The 20,336-nt window shown below is 45.1% G+C and carries 20 protein-coding genes and 1 tRNA gene; 8 read left to right on the top strand and 13 right to left on the bottom strand.

The genetic code is table 11. The features are described 5' to 3' along the window. Positions 1-13 precede the first annotated feature (13 nt). The 4 genes from ACLHR0_RS28025 to ACLHR0_RS28010 all read right to left on the bottom strand — a co-directional run bounded on the left by ACLHR0_RS28025 (position 14) and on the right by ACLHR0_RS28010 (position 6,179). Positions 14-2,470 (bottom strand): TonB-dependent receptor, encoded by a 2,457-nt coding sequence (locus ACLHR0_RS28025; protein ID WP_436491090.1) that lies wholly within the window; start codon positions 2,468-2,470, stop codon positions 14-16. A gap of 72 nt (positions 2,471-2,542) precedes the next feature. Then, positions 2,543-2,899: a hypothetical protein gene (locus ACLHR0_RS28020; protein ID WP_429044594.1), complete on the bottom strand. Its 357-nt coding sequence runs from the start codon at positions 2,897-2,899 to the stop codon at positions 2,543-2,545. 43 nt (positions 2,900-2,942) lie between these two features. Continuing rightward, a complete protein-coding gene (locus ACLHR0_RS28015) occupies positions 2,943-4,526 on the bottom strand; it encodes a DUF1501 domain-containing protein (RefSeq protein ID WP_429044591.1) in 1,584 nt (527 codons plus the stop codon). A gap of 18 nt (positions 4,527-4,544) precedes the next feature. After that, positions 4,545-6,179 carry a DUF1800 domain-containing protein gene (locus tag ACLHR0_RS28010; protein ID WP_429044588.1) on the bottom strand — a complete coding sequence of 545 codons (1,635 nt, stop codon included), beginning with the start codon at positions 6,177-6,179 and terminating at the stop codon, positions 4,545-4,547. Between the two features lie 708 nt (positions 6,180-6,887). On the opposite strand from ACLHR0_RS28010, the gene ACLHR0_RS28005 reads away from it, so the two are divergent. Beyond that, positions 6,888-7,106, top strand: coding sequence for a hypothetical protein (locus ACLHR0_RS28005; RefSeq protein WP_436491087.1), 219 nt, complete (start codon positions 6,888-6,890; stop codon positions 7,104-7,106). A gap of 58 nt (positions 7,107-7,164) precedes the next feature. Here the strand turns inward: ACLHR0_RS28005 and ACLHR0_RS28000 are convergent, their stop codons facing one another. Then, the gene (locus ACLHR0_RS28000) at positions 7,165-8,343 is read right to left on the bottom strand and encodes a thiolase family protein (RefSeq protein ID WP_429044583.1); all 1,179 of its coding nucleotides are present in this window, start codon (positions 8,341-8,343) and stop codon (positions 7,165-7,167) included. A gap of 157 nt (positions 8,344-8,500) precedes the next feature. On the opposite strand from ACLHR0_RS28000, the gene ACLHR0_RS27995 reads away from it, so the two are divergent. Further along, a tRNA-Lys gene (locus ACLHR0_RS27995) sits at positions 8,501-8,574 on the top strand. 82 nt (positions 8,575-8,656) lie between these two features. Here ACLHR0_RS27995 and ACLHR0_RS27990 read toward each other — a convergent pair. After that, the gene (locus ACLHR0_RS27990; RefSeq protein ID WP_370910951.1) at positions 8,657-9,007 is read right to left on the bottom strand and encodes a winged helix-turn-helix transcriptional regulator; all 351 of its coding nucleotides are present in this window, start codon (positions 9,005-9,007) and stop codon (positions 8,657-8,659) included. A gap of 107 nt (positions 9,008-9,114) precedes the next feature. Between ACLHR0_RS27990 and ACLHR0_RS27985 the strand changes: the two genes are divergently transcribed. Further along, positions 9,115-9,885: an SDR family oxidoreductase gene (locus tag ACLHR0_RS27985; RefSeq protein ID WP_429044580.1), complete on the top strand. Its 771-nt coding sequence runs from the start codon at positions 9,115-9,117 to the stop codon at positions 9,883-9,885. 71 nt (positions 9,886-9,956) lie between these two features. Here the strand turns inward: ACLHR0_RS27985 and ACLHR0_RS27980 are convergent, their stop codons facing one another. Further along, a complete protein-coding gene (locus ACLHR0_RS27980) occupies positions 9,957-10,406 on the bottom strand; it encodes an SRPBCC family protein (RefSeq protein ID WP_436491084.1) in 450 nt (149 codons plus the stop codon). Positions 10,407-10,687: 281 nt separating this feature from the next. Between ACLHR0_RS27980 and ACLHR0_RS27975 the strand changes: the two genes are divergently transcribed. From ACLHR0_RS27975 to ACLHR0_RS27965, 3 genes are read left to right on the top strand one after another with little or no spacing between them, the layout of a single operon-like run. Further along, the gene (locus ACLHR0_RS27975) at positions 10,688-11,659 is read left to right on the top strand and encodes an aldo/keto reductase (RefSeq protein ID WP_436491082.1); all 972 of its coding nucleotides are present in this window, start codon (positions 10,688-10,690) and stop codon (positions 11,657-11,659) included. 42 nt (positions 11,660-11,701) lie between these two features. Continuing rightward, the gene (locus ACLHR0_RS27970; RefSeq protein WP_429044572.1) at positions 11,702-12,514 is read left to right on the top strand and encodes a helix-turn-helix domain-containing protein; all 813 of its coding nucleotides are present in this window, start codon (positions 11,702-11,704) and stop codon (positions 12,512-12,514) included. Positions 12,515-12,531: 17 nt separating this feature from the next. After that, the gene (locus ACLHR0_RS27965; protein WP_436491080.1) at positions 12,532-12,942 is read left to right on the top strand and encodes an SRPBCC family protein; all 411 of its coding nucleotides are present in this window, start codon (positions 12,532-12,534) and stop codon (positions 12,940-12,942) included. A gap of 45 nt (positions 12,943-12,987) precedes the next feature. Here ACLHR0_RS27965 and ACLHR0_RS27960 read toward each other — a convergent pair whose 3' ends face one another. From ACLHR0_RS27960 to ACLHR0_RS27950, 3 genes are read right to left on the bottom strand one after another with little or no spacing between them, the layout of a single operon-like run. Next, a complete protein-coding gene (locus ACLHR0_RS27960; RefSeq protein WP_436491078.1) occupies positions 12,988-13,707 on the bottom strand; it encodes a hypothetical protein in 720 nt (239 codons plus the stop codon). A 1-nt stretch (position 13,708) separates the two neighbouring features. Beyond that, the gene (locus ACLHR0_RS27955; protein WP_436491076.1) at positions 13,709-14,209 is read right to left on the bottom strand and encodes a hypothetical protein; all 501 of its coding nucleotides are present in this window, start codon (positions 14,207-14,209) and stop codon (positions 13,709-13,711) included. 9 nt (positions 14,210-14,218) lie between these two features. Next, on the bottom strand, positions 14,219-14,605 hold the full coding sequence (locus ACLHR0_RS27950; RefSeq protein ID WP_436491074.1) for a hypothetical protein: 387 nt from the start codon (positions 14,603-14,605) through the stop codon (positions 14,219-14,221). Positions 14,606-14,792: 187 nt separating this feature from the next. On the opposite strand from ACLHR0_RS27950, the gene ACLHR0_RS27945 reads away from it, so the two are divergent. Continuing rightward, positions 14,793-16,748: a sensor histidine kinase gene (locus ACLHR0_RS27945; protein ID WP_436491072.1), complete on the top strand. Its 1,956-nt coding sequence runs from the start codon at positions 14,793-14,795 to the stop codon at positions 16,746-16,748. Continuing rightward, a complete protein-coding gene (locus tag ACLHR0_RS27940; RefSeq protein WP_436491070.1) occupies positions 16,729-17,364 on the top strand; it encodes a response regulator in 636 nt (211 codons plus the stop codon). Before ACLHR0_RS27945 ends, ACLHR0_RS27940 begins: the two co-directional genes overlap by 20 nt. Positions 17,365-17,435: 71 nt before the next feature. Here ACLHR0_RS27940 and ACLHR0_RS27935 read toward each other — a convergent pair whose 3' ends face one another. The 3 genes from ACLHR0_RS27935 to ACLHR0_RS27925 all read right to left on the bottom strand — a co-directional run bounded on the left by ACLHR0_RS27935 (position 17,436) and on the right by ACLHR0_RS27925 (position 20,333). After that, positions 17,436-17,987 carry a ferritin gene (locus ACLHR0_RS27935; protein WP_370910957.1) on the bottom strand — a complete coding sequence of 184 codons (552 nt, stop codon included), beginning with the start codon at positions 17,985-17,987 and terminating at the stop codon, positions 17,436-17,438. A gap of 219 nt (positions 17,988-18,206) precedes the next feature. After that, a complete protein-coding gene (locus tag ACLHR0_RS27930) occupies positions 18,207-18,944 on the bottom strand; it encodes a protein phosphatase 2C domain-containing protein (RefSeq protein ID WP_436491067.1) in 738 nt (245 codons plus the stop codon). 87 nt (positions 18,945-19,031) lie between these two features. After that, a complete protein-coding gene (locus ACLHR0_RS27925; protein WP_436491065.1) occupies positions 19,032-20,333 on the bottom strand; it encodes a RagB/SusD family nutrient uptake outer membrane protein in 1,302 nt (433 codons plus the stop codon). Positions 20,334-20,336 lie beyond the last annotated feature (3 nt).

The raw sequence follows: 20,336 nt of genomic DNA, 5'->3' as shown, positions 1-20,336 counted from the left end.
AGAAACCTTAACACTATTTGAAATCAATCGGAATTGCAAGCTTCACACTGAAATTCCGGCCAACGTTATATACGCCTGATCTGCCCGTTACTTCATTGATGGGTGCATACTTCAACCTGCTCAGGTGATTCTGGTAAGCCACATCTGTTAAGTTATTGACAGCGAAATGCAGGGAGAACAAAGTTTTATTCTTCTTATTTACAAAATCACTGCCTAACCCTGCGTTAAACAAAGTATAACCGGAAGTAGGCGTTTCTGTTTCGTAAGCTGAAAACACATCGTTCTGCGCAAAGTTCAGGTCCATCTGCACACCGATATAAGCATTATGCAACGGACTTTTTCCCACTTTTTTAAATCTTCCTTTTAATTCAGACAGCCAGTGTGCCGCCGGAATATTAGGCAGGTATTTCGTAGAGTCGCTGCTGTTAGCAGTAGTAGCCCTTACGTACGAGAAAGTATTCTCAAAATGGAGCCAGTCGATCGGATGCGGGTGAATATCCACCATCAGCTCTCCGCCATACAGGTTGGCATCTGTTTGCTGGTATTTAAATGCCGCATATCCTTCGTCATTATCCGTTGCCGGAATAGAGTCTGTACCGGCTGCATTAAACAGTTTGCGGGAGAATATGAAGTTATTGATATGATTGTAAAACAGGCTGGCCGACAGGGAAACGTGCTGAGTATTGAAATCCACTCCTGCATCTACCTGTGTGCTTACTTCCGGTTTCAGGTCCTGGTTACCATATTCGTATTTGATGGTTCCTTCATGCACGCCGTTAGCAGACAATTCTGCCACATTAGGCGCACGGAAACCTCTTGCTGCATTGAGCTTCAGCACTACCTGTTCACTGGCTTCATAGCTGAGGCCCACGCTACCGGATACGTTATTGAAGTTGCGTTTGAATGCATCAAATTTTGAATCTCCTGTATTGGATGGTTTGCCATCTGCATCCAGGAACAGTGATTTGGCGTTCATGGAACGGTTATCAAAACGCAGTCCGCCGCTCAGTGTGAGTTTATTAAAAGTTTTGCTTGTTACCGCGAAAGCGCCAAAGTCGAACAGATCGTATGCAGGGATCAGGAATTCTTCTCCCTTGTTCTGATTTGTTTGTTGCATGCCATTCACCCCTACAGTTGTTTGCCAGCCGCTCATTTCAGGCAGGTAATATTTCAGCGCGTAGTTGAAAGTTTGCAGGTGCAGGTACAATTCCGGTGTGGAAGGTTCCAGCACGTTACCGAATTCGCGGCGTTGGTTCAGCTGATAACCCAGCGTAAGACCAATGCGGCCACCATTATGCAGATACAGGTTGTTGTCCCATACTATTTTCTGATGGTTGATCTGTTGCTTGGGTACCGTCATGCTGTACGATTTATTATCGCTGCTGGTGGCGGGTACTTCTTCTTCTGTGCCGTTGTTGTTGATGAGTTTCAGGAAATCGCCGTTGCTGTTGCGGTCACCTTCCACCAGCCCGAGGTGCTGGTTAAAGGACGTGAAGCTCAGGTGAGAGTAGCCCCATTGTTTATTGATCCCGATATTAGCGCCGAAGTTGGTGTTATTAAAGCGGGAATTAAATACGTAATCGTCGTATTTATTCTTGTAGTCGTGCGCTTGTTTCTGTGTTACGAAAGCGCCCCAGCTAAAGCCGTTGTTATTACCGGCAATGTCGGCATGATAGGCCATCAGTCCGTTGTTGGTCTGATAGTTGGCTTCCACGTTGCCTTTAATTTTTCCCAGGGGCAGCGGTGCAGGCGGCACAATGTTCACCACACCGGCCAGTGCATCTGAGCCGTAGATGAGGGAGGCAGGGCCTTTCAGCACTTCAATCCTGCTTACATTGTAATCGTCGATTTCAATTCCATGTTCATCGCCCCATTGCTGGCCTTCCTGGCGTACGCCGTCGCCTACCACCACTACGCGGTTGTAGCCAAGGCCACGGATAAAGGGTTTGGAGATGGCCGGGCCGGTAGAAAGTTGTGTAACACCGGGCACTTTGGCAATAGCGTCTATAATGTTGGTAGAAATATTATCGTCGAGATAGTCGCGGCGGATTACGCTGATGGGCGTTGGTGTTTTCCTCGCAGATGTTGCCAGGTTGGCGCCGGTGATTACGATTTCATTTTTTTCTATCAGTGTTTCCCCGAGTTCAAAATCCCGGGTAGTAGCGCCGGAAATAGCTACAGGAGCACTGAATGCGGCGTAACCGATGTAGTGTACATCTACTACATACTTTCCTTTTGGAAGATTTTTGATGATATAGTTTCCCTGTGCATCAGCGGCAGCGCCAACGCGGAGATCCGGCAGGTAAACAGTAGCGCCGGGTAACGGTGTATGGGTTAATTTATCCACCACTTTACCGGTTAATGAATTTGAGTATTCCCCTTCTTCGGGGTTAGTGCCGGCATAGGCAGCAGGTAACGCCAGTAACATTACACTCCAAAGGCCGAGTATAAATACACGCAAATAATGCATATCTGAAAAATATAGAATCAGTAATTAAGAATAAACAACATGTACCGATGGTTCACGTTGCAAAAAAAGAAGTTATGCCAGCTGTGCGGGCGGCGCTCTGGGAGTAAGATTAAAATAAGGGACGTGCGTGGTTTCCGGTAACGTAAGCGGAGAAAATACCCAGATTACTTTTTGGACCGGTGCTATATATAAAGTAACAAATGACTCATAAGGTTCTACCCCTATCTGCAGAAAATCACAGTGCCGGTGATGTTCAGATATCGTGAGGCCATCGTGTTGATGGAGGGGATCTGTTGTATCGTGGTGACCTGCAAATTCGTGTATAAATTCCCTTGGGATGGTATTTAGAGAAAATACACCCAGGAGAATAATCGCTAATATTTTATGCAGATAGCTCTTGTACACGGAGGCAAAGGTAGCAAAATCCATCTATTTGCAACAGCGTTGCACGAATATTAATGAAATTATAAGGTCAGTTTACTTTCAGCATAGGTCTTACCTGTTGTACCGGGCCGTTCTGGAAGCGGGCGTAGTAAATACCATTGGGCAGGCTATGCGCATCGAAGGTGAACGTATAGGTGCCGGGCGTATGTACTTTATTGACCGGTACGCTGATGAGGCGGCCGGTGGTATCAAAGATCTGGACCAATGTATTGCCGCTGCCGGTGATATAGGTAATAGTGGTATAATTTGAAAATGGATTGGGAGAGTTGGTAATCAGCTTCTTATCATCTGTATTCAGGTCGGGCAGACCGGTGATGGTACCACAGGCCACGCCGCTGATAAGGGGCAGGCGCTGGTAGTCTTCCCGGAGAATAGTTTTCAGCACGGTTTGATCCACGCAGAACCATTGTTCCAGGATAGATGCATAAATAGAGCGGAAATCGTACTGCATGGGGATGTTATCAATTACAGAAGAAGCGTCCGGCAGTGCGGGTGAATTTCCGAGCACACCCTGGTTCACGTAATCTCCGAAAATGATAATGGGAGCGGCAGCGCCGTGATCCGTACCCATACTGTAGTTCGATTTGATGCGGCGGCCGAATTCGGAGAAGGTCATGCCCACTACCCTGCGGGAAGCGTGCAATCCTTTCAGGTCGTCCATAAAGGCTTTGATGGCATCGGAAACGCCACCGAGCAGGTTAGCGTGACCTCCTTTGGTGGTATCACCACCTTCTGTTTGGTTGGCATGCGTGTCAAAGCCGCCGGTGCTTACCATGTAGAGCTTTGTTTTCAGTCCGCCGGCTACCAGGCGGGCAACGATTTTCAGTTGTTCCGCGAGGCTGTTATTGGCCGGGTAAGCGCCCTGTGAGGTCACTTTTTTCGCGGCTGCGGTGATGGCCTTTTCGTAGCTATTGGTTTGTTTGGCGATGAGGCGAATATATTCCAGTTCTTTTCCCCATTTGGTATTGGGAACAGGATCTGTTACACCATCGATCAGGTTATAGAAATCCGTAGCGCTGGTGATAGCGATGCCCATGCTGGCGTTGGGGCCCTGGAAGGCGGGCGATACGATAGAACCTATCTGTACAGCCAGCGGATCGGGCGCCTTATCGTTGGGATATCCATCCGGGAAACCTTCAAATTGTGTATCCAGGTAGCGTCCTGCCCAGCCGGTGGTGAGCACTTCGTTGGAATTAGACCCTGTGAGCCAGATATCGGTAGCGCGGAAGTGTGAGAAATTGGGAGAAGGGTATCCGACACTTTGAACGATACTTACTTTTCCGTCGTTATACAATTTCTGTATGCCTGTCATGGCGGGATGCAGGCCTGATTTAATATAATTATCGAGGCGGAGTACTTTTCCTTCCTGGATAGCGATATTGGAACGTGCGGCCTGGTATTTACCGTATACATCCAGTGGGATGACCATGTTGAGGCCATCATTACCGCCGGTCATCTGGATCATAACCAGTACGTGATCATTATCTGCCGAGGCGGTGCTCAGTGCGTCCAGCATCGGGGATGAACCGAAAGCTTTGATAGAAAAGCCATTGATTAAAGTTGGCAGGATAGCAGCTGGCGCTGTATATTTCAGGAAGTCTCTTCTTTTCATAAAAAGGTTTTTCTGCTATCAGGATAATTGATATTCAGACAGGTCCATAATGTATTTATACAGGGCCTGGAGGCGGCTTTCCACATTATCTTTCAGGGTGGCATCCGAAGGCGAGGCTTTCCATGCGTTCCAGGCCTGCGTCCAGTAGTAGTTGCTATCAGGGCTTTGGTCGCTCAGGAGGATTTTATTTTTCAGAAATCCTTTAAGGTTATCGGAAACGCCTACACGATAAAGTATATCCAGGGAATCGTTGACCAGTGCCACGGGGTCTTCCGGGTGAGGAAGGCGGCTGGCAAAAGCGAGTGTGTCTATACGGACGCCGTTATAACCGTTGCTGCTGACGAGGCCATCGCTGAAGCGGTTACGTTTGGGCAGTGTATCTGTATTGATCCACAGTTCATGAAACGAAGGGGCCTGGTAGTATGCGTCCCATCCGGCTACCAATGGGGGATCTCCGAAGTTTTGCAGCATCGAAGCGGCCCTGTCGTGGACCACAGCCCATGCTTTATATTGATTGGTATAATCCGAAGGGAAGGTGATGCCATATTCGCGGCAGATACCGATGCAGAAGTCGGCGGGACTTTTAATCAGGCAGGCCATGTTCAGCGGATCAAAGAAATGTTCGCTGGTGAACAGTGCGTTGAGCGTGACTTTAATATCATAGCCGCTGCTGCGGAAAATATCTGCCAGTGGTGTAATTACATTCTGTTCCGTGGCGGCATCAATATCATAATACACAAAGAAGCGGTATAGTTTACGGCAGATAAATTTTGCGACTTCCGGTTGCAGGAAGATGATCGTGAGGAGTTCATCCAGTTCTTTAGCGCCATCCTGGCCTGTTTTACCAGAGATAACTTTATTGAGATAGAATCCTGAAAATTCTTTGTTGGTAAGATCGTGTTGTGTGGTATCGAATAAGCTGACGATGTTGGTTCTATCTACCCGGAAGCCGGTGAGTACACGGGCGGTGGCCCTTACATCATCTTCTGTATAATGGGAATCGGGGCCTTTTCCTACGGTAAAAAGTTCGTGCAGTTCGCGTGCATAATTTTCATCCGCGGCGCCCTTGGAGTTGAGGTATCCGTTGAGATACACCAGCATGGCCGGATCCAGGGTTATTGCCTTTGTAAGATCTTTAAAATTACCGAGGGCATGTTTACGCAGGGTAAGGTTATATTGGTAGATAAACCGGCTATCGCCAACCATGCCAGTTTCTGTAACGAAATGATTGTGCCAGAAGAGCACCATCTTTTCGTGTATGCTTGCCTGTTGGTTAATCATCTGGCCTGTCCACCATGCTTTATAGGAGTCAATTCTCTTTCTTTCCAGCATTTCATCACCGAGGGGAGCTTTTACCCATGTGGCACCGGGCGTAACGCCGGTGTCATCGATACCGTAGTTGTTAACGGGAGGAGCAGGATCTGGCTGCGCGGTGAGCAATGTATCTACTGCCTGCTGCATACTGAGGCTGCTGAAGGCATTGACGTTTGCGGGTGTAACCCCGAACAGGGTGCGTTTCAGCAGGTGAATGCGTTGTAAAGTATCCCAGGCGCCGGTATACGGAGTAATGCCGGTGGCGGTACGGGCGACAGTAGTGGCAGTCCGCTGTTGCTGGCGGTCAGGTGATAAGGTTAGGAATTGTCTGCGATCCATAAGGCGATATGGTTGATGGCTTAGGGGCCGATTATAGCGCCAAATTAACAAAAAGTTTAATCTAATTAAAAAGAAAGTGAGATTATATTAATAAGAAGTTTCACAATGATATTTTTTATATCATATTGATATCTAAATTATCATTTTAATATCTATCTAATTACTTTGATATCAATTTGTTACAAAATATTTTATTTGCCCGATGCACCAAAATCTACTACATTTGAAAATGTATGTTTAATACCTTAATAGCCAAAAGAGAGCTGCCCGTTCCTGGAAAGAAAGACAGCTCCTTTGGTTTTTGTCTTACAAACAAAAAAATTTACGATGGATTTTTTTAGAAATCCGGCGATTGGCCGGTTGTTACATCAATCAGTTTTCCCTTCACCTCTTCTTCCTTCCTCTTCATCTGACTATTTTAACAGCTGTTAGTACCCGCTATTAAATGATTGCATCTCCACATCTTTTTTACCGGTACGCCGGTAATGGATGTTTTATGTTCAAAATGAAAATCTATCTATCAAAAATTCGCCGCTCATATCAATTCAACACTTTTAAGATCAGTGATTTACACATTACGATACAAATATAGTTAATAATTGTTACAGTGGCACATTTTTGTAACATTTTTAATCCTAATCCATGCAATTATATAATAAGCGGGTAATCAGAATAATCCGTAAATCGCTAAAACTAACGCAGCAGGAAATGAGCAATTTGTTAGGTGTATCGCGCGCCTGCTTTGTGACCTATGAGAATGGAAGAGCAAAGGGAAAGCGTTCTTTTTTTTATGAGAGAATGATGTCCGAATTTGGCATTGACCTGCGACAGCCGGCCGATTCGCGTCGTATTGTATTTGTAGACGCCAGTAAGATTCCACAACCGGTATACTGGTATTTAAGTGAACTGGAAATAACAGGAGAATAAAAAAAGAAAGGAGCCAATGGCTCCTTTTTTAGTATAAAGGTGAGTTGACCGGTATTTATCAGTTGATATTTTCTATGATACCTGCAATGCCTTGTCCCCCGCCAACGCAGGCGGTAACAATGCCATATTTTTTATTCAGCCGTTTTAAATCGCCCAACAACTGCACGGTTAATTTTGCGCCGGTACATCCCAGTGGATGCCCTAACGCAATAGCGCCGCCATTGATATTCACAATATCCGGGTTGATGCCCAGTTCGCGGATAACCGCAATAGACTGTGAAGCAAATGCCTCGTTCAATTCAACCAGGTCGATATCCTGCAACGATTTCCCCACACGTTGCAACACCTTTGGTATGGCGGCCACAGGTCCTACTCCCATGATACGCGGATGCACTCCTGCAGAAACACAACCCACCAAACGCCCGATAGGCTTCAGTCCCAACTCATTCACCATCCGCTCGCTCATTACCACCACGAAGGCAGCACCGTCGGAAGTTTGTGAGGAATTACCTGCTGTAACGGAACCTCCCGCGGCGAAAACAGGTTTCAACTTTGCCAGCGCTTCCAGGGAAGTATCGGCACGCGGCCCTTCATCGGTATCCACGATGTAGGAACGTTTTTGTTTCTTTCCTTTTTCATCTACATATACTTCTTCTACTGAAACAGGGAGTATGCCCGGCTTGAAATAGCCGTTCTGAATAGCGTTCAGCGCTTTCTGATGTGATTTATAAGAGAACTCATCCTGGTCCTGGCGGCTTACCTTAAATTCATTAGCCACTGCTTCAGCGGTGAGTCCCATTCCAATATAATAATCGGGATTAGTGCTGGCCACGGTGTAATTGGGGACTGTTTTCCAGCCGGCTACCGGCACCAGGCTCATACTTTCGGTACCACCTGCAATGATACAATCGGCCATACCGGTTTGTATTTTCGCGGTGGCAATCGCAATTGTTTCCAGGCCGGAGGCACAGTAGCGGTTCACCGTCATTCCCGGCACATCAATGCCCAGGGCTCTAACTGAAATCATACGGCCAATCTGTAAACCCTGTTCTGCCTCCGGTACCGCGTTTCCCACAATGAGATCGTCGACCCGCTTAGGATCCAGCTGTGGCAAGGATTTCAGCAATCCCGTGATTACGTCTACAGCCAGGTCATCAGGTCTGTAAAAGCGAAATCCGCCTCTTTTGGATTTTCCCACCGCAGTGCGGTATCCGGCTACTATGTACGCTTCTTGCATGAAAAAAAATTTATAATGAGCTAACGGTTAGATTATCAACATAATGGATATTTATCCACATTTCGTCCTTCTTATCAAATTTAATTAAATAAAGTACACAAATATTCAGAAGATCCGTTAAATTTGCGCTCACGTTTTTTAACAAAGACGGTGGAAAGACTCCCTAGCTCAGTTGGTTAGAGCTACTGACTCTTAATCAGTAGGTCCTGGGTTCGAGCCCCAGGGGGGTCACGAAAAATGAACAAAGAAGCCTTCAAGTCGCAAGATTTGAAGGCTTCTTTGTTCATTCAACTTAACAGCCCCGCAATCCTACCTATCTGCCAATTATCGTCTTCCTATGCTCCATCCCCCAATCGGAAAGATTATTAATCACTGTCTGCAGCGTTTTACCGTATTTTGTAAGTTCATACTGAACGGTTACAGGCTGTGTATCCAAAACGGTTCGTTTTACCAGTTTATTGATCTCTAACTCTTTCAATTCCTTGCTCAACATCTTGTTGGAGATGCCATTTACATCATTCAAAATATCAGAAAACCGTCTTTTATTGTAATAGCAAAGAGCCGTAATAATAGATATTTTCCATTTTCCATTCAGCACATCCATTGCATCATGGACCGCCATGATTTCTTTCCTGAATTCTTGTTGAAATTCGTTGTCACCCATATGTTACCTGGTTACTCAAAAGTTACTGTTACTTTTTGTTACTTAATATCAAATATAAACAATCACTCCTTAGTTTTGTGGTGTAACCAATAAAAGAATCAAAGAAGATGGGAAAATTAAAGAACAAAGTAACAGTAGTTACAGGGGGTAATAGCGGAATAGGGTTCGGCATTGCGGAAGCCTTCCAACAGGAAGGTGCTGTGGGTGCAATCACAGGAAGGAACCAGGCAACCATTGAAGCTGCGGTTAAAACGCTGGGCGAGGGTTTCATAGGTATCAAAGGGGATGTAACAAACCTGGATGACCTGGAACATGTATTCGAGGAAACGTTTAACAGGTTTGGAAAAATTGATACGCTGGTGGTCAACGCAGGCGGGGTTGTAGATGGCAGCCCTATGGCAGCCGTTGCCGATGTTACGGAAGACAACTATGACCAGTACATGAACTTAAATCTGAAGAGTGTTTACTTCACTGTTCAGAAATCACTCCCCTACCTGAATGACGGAGCCTCTGTTATTCTTATTGCCTCCAGTGCTGCACACCGGGCCGCACCAGGCATGACGATATATGGAGCCGCAAAAGCTGCAGTTATATCATTAGCCAAGGGCTTGTCGCTGGATTTATTATCAAGAAATATCAGGGTAAATGCACTTTCGCCGGGTTCTATTGACACGCCGGTATTTGGTAAAATAGTGCCGCAGGAACAGGTAGAGCAGGTTAAACAAATCTGGAGAGATCTGACTCCTGCAGGGCGGCAAGGCCTTCCATCCGATATAGGAAAGGCGGCAGTATTTTTAGCATCGGATGATTCCTCTTTTATCGTCGGTACCGAGCTTCTTTCAGATGGCGGGATGACAAATATCAGCCTGATGAAATAATGCTTAGCAACAAAAAAAAGCCGCATAAATCATGAAATTTACGCGGCTTTTGTTTTCCGTCCGGAATATAATCAGGCATCCGGTATATTAGGTTCTACCAGTTTCGCTAATTTTTCCAGAGATTCCTGCCAGCCCAAGTAGCACATTTCTACGGGTATAGCGGCAGGTATTCCTTCCTGCGTAATTTTTATTTCTGTACCCACCATTGTTTTGTTAAGCCATACGGTAGTGATCATTTCGCCGGGCAGGTTGGGATCGTCAAATTTATCAGTGTACTTCAAAAATTCATTGGGTTTGATTTCCAGATAGGTTCCGCCGAATGAATGGCCATTGCCGGTGGTGAAATTCTGGAATGACATCTTAAAAGAACCACCTGTCTCCGCCTTCATTTCATGTACGGTACACAAAAATCCGTAAGGAGGCAGCCAGGAGGCGATTGCCAGGGCGTCAGTAAATGCGCGGAATACTTTTTCCGGAGATGTTTTAAGAACTCTGTGCAGTGAAACTGTATTGTTTGACATAAGATATATTTTGTTCCTACTCATCTGGCTTTTCGGTCCCGCCCGTTTTTTGTGGTTGCTGCTCCACTTTTATTTATGTTGTTTGATTACTTCGTTAAAACAAAGATGATAAGAAATGAGGATTCGGGCAGGGGGAGTATACGACAATCCAGAGGGTTATTTGCGACCTGAACATCTCCCCGAAAAGGTGAGCCATACAGACAAGTAAATTGAGCCATAAAAGCAAGTGGTGGTAGCCTGCAAAGCCGATCTTTGTGCTGTTAATCAATAAAACAGCAATCATGACAACAATAACAAAGATGCCCTTAGGCAAAAATGGACCACTCGTGTCTAAACTCGGATTAGGCTGTATGCGGATGTCGTCCGTTTGGGGCAGCAAGGCAAATGATGAAAGCGAGAGTATTGCTACCATTCAGAGTGCATTGGACAACGGCATTAATTTTCTGAATACAGGAGACTTTTACGGCAGCGGCCACAACGAGCTCCTGGTAGGCAAAGCCATCAAAGGCAGACGCGACGACGCCTTCATAAGTGTGAAATTTGGCGCTATCTTCTACGGCAATCAAATGCTTGGACTTGACCTGCGCCCCATAGCCATCAAGAATTTCATTAACTACTCCCTGGTACGTTTAGGTGTAGATACCATAGATCTTTATCAACCTTGCAGACTCGATAACAGTGTTCCGGTAGAAGATGTGATTGGAACTGTAGCCGACCTGATCAAAGAAGGAAAAGTGCGTTATCTGGGCGTTTCTGAAATCACTGCAGATCAACTCCGCAAGGCGAATAGTGTTCACCCGGTAACAGCATTGGAAATAGGTTACTCATTGGCAGACCGCCAGATAGAAAACGACCTGCTTCCTGCCGCAAAAGAGTTAGGTATAGGAGTGGTGGCGTTTGCCAATACTGCTGAAGGACTACTCACCGGCGAAATGAAAGCGCCTCTTCCGGCCAATGACTACCATCTTCACTTCTCGCGTTTCCAGGGAGAGAACCTGATAAAGAATTTGGAGAAAATCGATCTATTGAAGCAGATGGCAAAGGATAAAGGATACACACCAACCCAACTGGCGATTGCCTGGGTAAATGCGCAGGGTGATCATATCATGCCATTAGTAAGCATGAGCAGGAGATCACGGCTACCGGAAAACATACAGGCCATGGATATCAGGTTCACCGCCGATGAATTAAACACGCTTAATACCCATTTTTCGCAAGGAGCAATACTTGGAGGTACCTACCTCCAGCGATAGTGAAATGACACATACACCCCGCCTGTTTTATATCTTTACATCATGATGAATCCAACTGAAATAATCCCGGGAGTCATCTTTTTCTCTTACCACTCCGCCATGAGAAAGGAGAAGATTGCATTCCTGGAACATAACACGCTGGTATTGCAGGTTTTAGGCCGGTTCACATTGGAAACTGCCACTCAAAAGATCTCCATGGAGGCCGGGGAAATGTTGCTGATACGAAAAAATCAACTGGGAGAAATTACCAAGATGCCTTTGGATGGCCAGGATTATCAAACCATTGTGATTCGCCTGACGGAAGACTTGCTCAGGAAAATCGCGCTGGAGGAACAAATAGAGGTAGCGCAAAAATATACAGAAGCTTCCAATCTTCTGATCCCGGGGAACGATTTTTTGCATGCTTTCTTTCAATCCCTGATGCCCTATGTTCGTCACCCGGAAAAGAAAATAACGAATGAAGTAGGCATGCTTAAAGTGAAAGAAGCCGTGTATCTCCTCCTGGATATCATGCCCGGACTCAGAGAGTTCCTGTTCGACTTTTCGGAACCTTATAAGATGGATCTGGAAAAATTTATGCTCACCAATTTTCATTACAACGTTCCCATTGAGAAATTTGCACACCTCACGGGAAGGAGTCTTGCGGGGTTCAAACGTGACTTTCAAAAAATATTCGGCATGGCGCCCCGCCGGTGGTTATTGGAAATGCGGCTAAAGGAAGCCCTGCATCTCATAGAAAAAAAGAATAAAAAACCATCCGGGATTTATCTTGACCTGGGATTTGAAAGCCTCTCTCATTTTTCTCATTCTTTTAAAAAGAAATTTGGGAAGGCACCCACCGAATGGTTAATTTAAAGCCGTAAACATAACATATGAACAGACCGGTTATTACAAAGACGATCGAAATAAACGCATCCCCAAAAAAAGTATGGCGCGTTTTCACAGATCCTAAGGTAACGAGGCAAATGGGCGTTGAATATGTTTCTGAATGGAAAGCTGGCAGTTCTTTTGGATGGAAAGGGAAAGACAGCAGCCTTTATACGAACGGAGTAATCCTTGAATTGGAACCGGAAAAATTACTGAAGCATAATTTATTTGACCTCAAAGATAAAAGCAGGTTGCTTTCCGTGATAACGTATGAATTTACAAAAAATGGAGATGGAACCATTCTTTCAGCAAGAGAGGAAATCAATTATGAAATTACGGATTACCTGCTTAAAGAAGCAAATGAAGGTTGGGATGCAGCGCTTCAATTGGTAAAATATGTAGCCGAGAAATTATAACTTAAAAGAAAAGCCTACACAAGTTGGCTTTTCTTTTAAATTACTTTACTTCATTTTAAATTTTGTTTTCAGAAACTGATCAAGATCCGTTACATAGCCATCGAAGAATGATTCCAGGCGCTTCTTATTGCCGGGGTTTACAACTTTGCCATCCGGATCAAAAATACTGTCGGGATAAGCCAGTTTATAATTGATTTTACGTGAAGTTGCCTTACCCAAAAGGCCGCCATGCGGAGCCACGGCACTTTGCGTACGGCCGTCGGTGGGCTGTATAAATTTATACTCATTGAAAGGCACATCTTCCTCAGATACTACATCGTCGCCCGGACTGATACGCAGCTTTGCATCAAAAACAGAAGCGTATATCTTTGAATTGCTTCCGGGACGGATGGAAATATATCCTTCTTCAGGTATCGCAAACAGGAAAATAAGCCCGGTAAGATCAGCAAAACAATTTTGCTTGTTGCCGATCGTGGCAAAATCACGATATACAACAACAGATCCATTATTAAGCACTGTATCAATTTTCAGGGCAGGTCTGTTTTTCAGGTATTCCAGTATGCCCTCCAAAAGCTGCTGCCGGTTTTTGCCCCCATAAGGAAGTTTTACGTCGTACTGGTTATTAAGTGGCCTTATTCTTCCATAGTCCATTCCATTGAACACGCCCTTCTCAATAGCTACTTCAAAGTATTTACCTTGTGAGAACCCCGAAAAGTTTATGGCCAGCAAACTGGCCGCGAGTATTGTCTTGAATACGTAATTCATATCAAAAATAGTTACCTGACCGCGAGCTGTTTATTTTATAGTCCACTTTTGTAACGACCCCGTTTTTATCTACAAATACAGTGGTAGTTTCCACATACTGACTGGCCCAGCGCGTATCTTTAGACTGCACTGTTTCTGAGTTTACAGCCTGTCCGAAAACATTGTAACCCGTTATCGTATATCCGGGGGTATAGCTGCCTCCCCCATAGTTAGACATCTTTTCATATACCACTACCTGGCCCCCATCTGCATCAGGGAAGGCTTTTGCGGGAGCACCCCATTTTTTATAAATATCTGACAGCCTGGCCCCTACCCATGAATTCTTCCAGTTTTCCCGGTTATAAATACCTCTTTGAAAATCAGCGTAATACTTATCATCCTGATAACGCTGTCCCAGCGCCTCTTTCGTCCGTTTGTCCAGTTTCGACTGCGCATAAGAACCGGCTGCAGAGAAAATGAGCGTCAGCACAATGATGATGGATGTATTTTTCAGGAGCCGCATGAAAAAGTATTAAAATTTGTAATTGAGGGTAACCGTTAATACCGTACCTGGATTGGATGATGCTTCCTTTTTCAATTGGCCATCTACATAAATCCCTACCTTCAATGTGGAGGCATTGCTGGTGCCTATTCCATTCATAACGATATTGGCATTGTACGCGCCTGCCGGTGCCGTAAGCTCAGGACTGCTCCAGGAGGTACCACTAAGGTTAGTAGCACTGTGGGCGTCCGCATCGACCCCATAGGCGGCCCTGTCGACTGTGCCACCTCCTGAAGTTTCGGCTTTAAATACTACTTTGTGTGTCGTTGGGGAATTGTTATCATCCTTATCTTTGGAACAGGACGTGGTGAGCATTGCTACGAACAGGATACTTGCAATGGATAATTTTCTGTACATATGCTATGGTTTGAAATGATATTCTTTGAATTTAACCCGGTTTTTATGTCAGTACGCAGAACAAAATTACTTATGAAAACAAGGGCGTCCTATACCGTGAAATGGTCATTTTGCGTATAGCTGTTTTCAGTCATTCTCTTCCCGTATCTTTATTATGACGATAATATGTAACAACTTGCAAATTGTTATGAAATCATTTACACTCGTACTTATTCTTCTGTTGTCGGCAGTCCGGAGTTATGCGCAGCAGGCTCCCGGAAAATTTGACAAGGATAGTCTTGCCCATATCCTTGAACAAGCGGTAAACGATAGCATCAAAGCCCGTGTAAGCTTTCGTTTGTCGGATGAATGGGAAGAGACGGACACTACGCTCTCGAAAAAATATATGCAGTCAGGTAAAAGATTTAGCAAGGGTTATCCATTTCTGCAGGGCGTGACACTGTTTTACGAAGCCAGGAGACTTACCGCCGCGGCGCCGGATTCTGCTGCCAAGATGTTCATGCAGGCGGAAAACATCCTGAAGAAATTTCCGGGCAAAGATGCATTGCTTTTCCGTTCCATGTGCTGGCATGATTACGCGCGGGTATTCCACTTCGAAAAAGATGATCCGGAAACTTATGTAAACCTGCTTGTAAACCGGGCCATCCCGCTGGCCCAAAAAGCCGGCGACCAACTGTACCTGGGAAAGAATTACCTGGATCTGGCTTATGGATTTAAAAACCTGAAAGAATACGCCAAAGCTAAAGCCTATCTGCAACTCTCGATTGAAACGTTACGGAATCAGCAAGGAAATATAAAATACCTGGCTACTGCCTATCATACCTTATCCGAGAATTATTCGTTATCGGGTGATTCCGCGAAAGCCGCTTTGTACCTTGATAGCATGCGGGTGTTACTGGCTCCCTACCCCGAAGCAAATGAGTGGCTGGATTATTATGCCGGAGAAAGTATGCGGCTTACCATCGCGGAAAAATTTGAGCAGTCCCTTGCAGTTGCAGAGAAAGGTATTGCATTGGCCAGGCAACTGCACCAGCCTTATCCTGAACAACGGTTATTGTTACAGAAATTCTATGCATTATACAATAAGAAAGATCTGCAGCAGGCCCGCAGCGTAGCCCTCGATCTGTACAGTAAACAACCATTTATGAACAATTCAGCCAACCGGCTTTTATTGTTCTATGGCCTCGTAGTAACCAATGAAGATCTGAAAAATATTCCGGAGGCCTTCCAGTGGTTGAAACGTTATAGTTACCTGAGCGACAGCGTTGCGCAAAGCAACCTGGAGACAAAAATAAATGCCCTGGAAATAAAATTCAGGAATGCAGAACATCAACGGAAAATTACGGAACTGAACGCGTCCAACGACAAGGCAAACTTCGCATTAAAACGAACTATCCTGCTAAGCTGGTCGTTAGGATTGGTAAGTATTCTTTTATTTATGATCTTACTACTGGCTTACTTCTTTTATAAAAATAAAAAGAGAACTGCCATCCAGCAGGAACAAATAAAGGTTTCGCATGCCATGCTGCTGGGTCAGGAAGAAGAACGCAAACGGGTGGCACGGGATCTTCACGACAGCCTGGGAGGACTATTGGCTTCCACAAAAATCAATCTTTCCAAAATTGCCGGCGCCGTCAATACCAGTAACCGCCCTGAACTGGAAGGCATCATCGCACAGATGGATACATCAGTGACAGAGTTAAGACGCATTGCTCATAATATGATGCCCGAAATGCTGTTACGACTGGGTCTTGAAGCCGCATTGAAAGATCTTTGCGATTCATTTTCCTCTGAAAAAACAACCATCCGCTTCCTGAGTTTCGGGATTCAGACAAATATCCCGCAGGGAGAACAGCTGATCATTTATCGCATTGCACAGGAATTACTCACCAATGCAGTAAAACACGCCGCAGCAAAAAGTATCCTGTTACAATGCAATCAACGGGATAATAAGTTTTTTATTACTGTTGAAGATGACGGCACCGGTTTCAATGAAGATATGCTGCATGAAAATAAAGGAATGGGCTTCATTAGTATTAAAACCCGTGTAGCGTATCTGAATGGTACAATAGACATCGTTTCCAGAGGAAATCAACCAGGTACTTCCATAAATATTGAAGTGTATGTTGCAACCAAAATATAAGCTGGCCATTCTTGATGATCATCCGGTGGTACTTCAGGGGCTCGTGAATGTTCTTGCCGGGGAAGCGGCATTCGAAATTGCAGGTACGTTTACCCATGCCAGGGATTTCCTACAGTTTTTCAATACCAACCCCGTTCATGTGGTGCTCCTTGATATTATACTCCCGGATGGAAACGGAATGGATATCTGTAAGGAAATTAAAAGAACAGCTCCCGATACCATTGTCCTGGCGCTGAGTAATCATGATCAACGCAGCGCCATTATGAAAATGCTTGAAAACGGCGCAAGTGGTTACCTGCTCAAAAATGCATCTGTAGAGGAATTGGTGCGCTGCATCCATGAAGCCCTGCAACATCAGATCGTATTCAGCAATGCCATCAAAGAAATTATTGCCCGGCCCGGAGGGCAGGCCACAAAAGACGTTCCGGCGATTACTACCAGGGAACTTGAAATCCTGAAACTTATTGCTTCCGGTATCACCACCAGGCGCATTGCAGAAATGCTTTTCCTAAGCAAATTCACCGTTGAAAATCATCGTAAAAATCTGCTTCAGAAATTCCAGGTAAAAAATGTAGCCGGGCTTATCAGCGCTGCAAGCCAACAGGGGCTACTTTAGTTAGCGTGCAATAATTAAAAAGGAGGGATTGCCAATGCAACCCCTCCTTTTTATCATTATGAATAGCTCTGCTATGGATTCTCTACTGTTTTTGTTTCTGCCAGTTCCGCCTCATCCGGTTCTTTTTCCAGATCCCTATCCAGTGCATACAATGCTTCACCGGTTGCCTTTTCTCCACCTGCCACTTTGATCTTATCCAACAGGTTCAGCGCCAGGGTCTCTTCTTCCGTTTGTTCCTTCACAAACCACTGCAGGAAATTCCATGAAGCCCAGTCGCCTTCGTCAAAACTCATCTTCACCAATTTATAGATTCCCGTTGTGTTATTAACCTCCTGCTGAAATACCTGCTCAAAACAGTTTTGTACGCTGACAGGATTTGCAGGCGGTTGCGGAATAGCGGCTATCTCCACTTTACCACCTCTTTCCAGGATATATTCCAGGAATTTCATCATATGGTTACGCTCCTCGTTGGCATGGCGGAAGAGGAAATTGGCAATCCCATTATATCCTTCACTTGCAGCCCAGGATCCATAAGACAAATATATCTGTGCTGCAAACGCTTCCTGGGTCATTTGATTATTAAGTCCTGCTTGTAAGCTGGCTGAAAGCCTGTTCTTGTTCATGATAGTAATTTTTAGGATTTCGCTACGAAAGGCCAAATCAAAAACTACACCACAACGATGTTGCTTTGCTCCTGTGTTTGCTTCATTTGCCGGAAAACGCCATCTCTGTATGGGATTGGCAATCAGCAGGCGGTTGGTGGGTTTAGTTCAGTAAAATATAATGGGACATCTTTCTCTTTATATCCACGGGGAAAAATATGGACGTAATGCGGTATAAGATTATTTTATCATCCTTATCACTGCCAGATCATCTGTATGATTCAATCCAAACTTGTGCTCAATCGCTTTTAATTTCATATTCAGCATTTCTTCATTGCCTCTCCCGGTTTGATCATTTAACAGAAAATCTACCGGATTTATTACCTCGGAATTTTCCGGCGCTGCCACCCTGGTAAATGTTTCTAAACCATCGGTAGCAATGCTGATATCGATGAGTTCATGTAAAAATATTTTCTGCAGCTGACATTCATACCAATGATCAAAATCTTCCGACAGATGATAGCCCAGGTAATCAGGCTTGTTATCCTGATCAAAGGTAATAACGGCGCCGTTAATGTTCACTATACCATCTCCTACTACTAAAACCAAACCTTTATCTGCTTTGGTATCTGCCAACAAAATAATCAATGTGGTTAACAACTCTTCTCTCTCCAGTTGTATTTGATTTTTGATAACTTTTAATTCTGAGAATAATTCTTTTAAGATGATTTTCAGATAGTCATCCAATGACATTTCGGGGTATTCTTTGGAATAAAACGATTTATAGCTTAGCGATTTACAGATTTTTCTCAACAGCTTACCTACCAGTGAAGAAATCAGATAGCTATCCTTTCCCATTGTACAGCCGTCCATAACGGCACAAATGATCTTATTGCTATCGATATGATCGAAGAAGAGATAGTCTTCACAGTGGTTAACATGATAGGCGCCTATCTGAAGGGTTGTATATATTTCCATACTTAAACATCAAGATAACAACTTTGTCCCCCATTTCAAAACGTTTTACAGGTTGCCGCCACCCGCGGCAACCTGTAAAACATTTCATCAAAATGCAGGATCGTCCGGCGTATTCGGATTGTCATTCCGTTCTACAAACGGATATGGAAAATAACTCCGCTTCCGTTCCAACACTGGTCTTCCAAACCGGCGGCTGTCCTCCAGTTCCTGGGCCCCCATAAACAATTCTATTCTCCGGTGCTTATAGATCAACGTCAGCAATTCCGCTTCAGTGACCGCCACTACCGGCGGCAATGCCGCACCAACACCGAACGCATCTTCAGATGCCTTCTTGGTAACAACTTTGTTCAGGTAAAGCAAGCCGTTCACAATGTCATGCTGACGGGCATAAGCTTCTGCTTTAATAAGCAGCATTTCTCCCGGCAGATAGATGGGCACTGCTGTTAAACTACTTCTGAAAAAGCCGTTGATATTAAACTTCGGCTTGGCTGGCCGGGCAATATAAAACGGCACCCGCTGGTCAGCCAGATCCGGCTGTATAGGCACCGGCAATCCCATCGTAGAGTCAACAACGTTATAGATGTTGTTGGTAGCCGTTACCAGCGAAAAGATGGGGTTGTTGATCTGTGGATTAAAAGAAAGCGTAGACTGTACACCCAGGTTTACTTTATCAGCTGCACTTATTGCCGCCGGGTAGTCACCTGCGTAGAGGGCGTACCTTGCTTTCAGTGCATACAGGGTATTAATGATATCCACATTCTGGGGGATATTGGCCAAAAAGCTAGTTCCTATAGGCGTAGCCGTTATAGTGCTGATCGCGTTGTCCAGGGCGGCTACTGCCATTACATAACCCTGCTTGGCCGGAACAAATTTCACCCCACCGGATGACACAGGGGTACCGGTATTTTCCGGTACCTGCTCCCAGAAATTCGCCTGCACGCCCAGGGCGAGGGCCTTAAAAATAGTGGTATAACCAATAAGGCCACTGGCAAAGCTTTTATCGGCAACAACAACGCCGGTACGGCGTAAAATGCTATCGGCTTCATACCTGATCTTATTAGATACATTCCACATACCAGTAACTACCACGTTGGTGGTCAGGATTTTATTCCCTCCTGCGGCGATCTGCCCTTCATCTGCGTTACCCGGGTTGGTTACAAAGGTTTCTCCCAATAGCAAACTGCCGGAAGTAACCGTGGTGTATAACAACCCTGTGCGATCTTTTGCATACCATGCCTGCAGGCCCACTGCTGCATTCGCCAACGTAGCGGGCGAGCTGTAAGCCTGTTCTGATGAAGGTCCCGATGGATCCTGGTAATCTTTCTTACAGGCGGTGAAAATGCAGAACAAAGCGATGGCGAGGATACTATATTGCATATATCGTTTCATAAT

The sequence above is a fragment of the Chitinophaga sp. ARDCPP14 genome (genome assembly GCF_051362515.1).
GTDB lineage: Bacteria > Bacteroidota > Bacteroidia > Chitinophagales > Chitinophagaceae > Chitinophaga.
The sequence above is the reverse complement of the archived record's forward strand: the minus strand, read 5'-3'. Positions and strand labels throughout refer to the sequence as shown.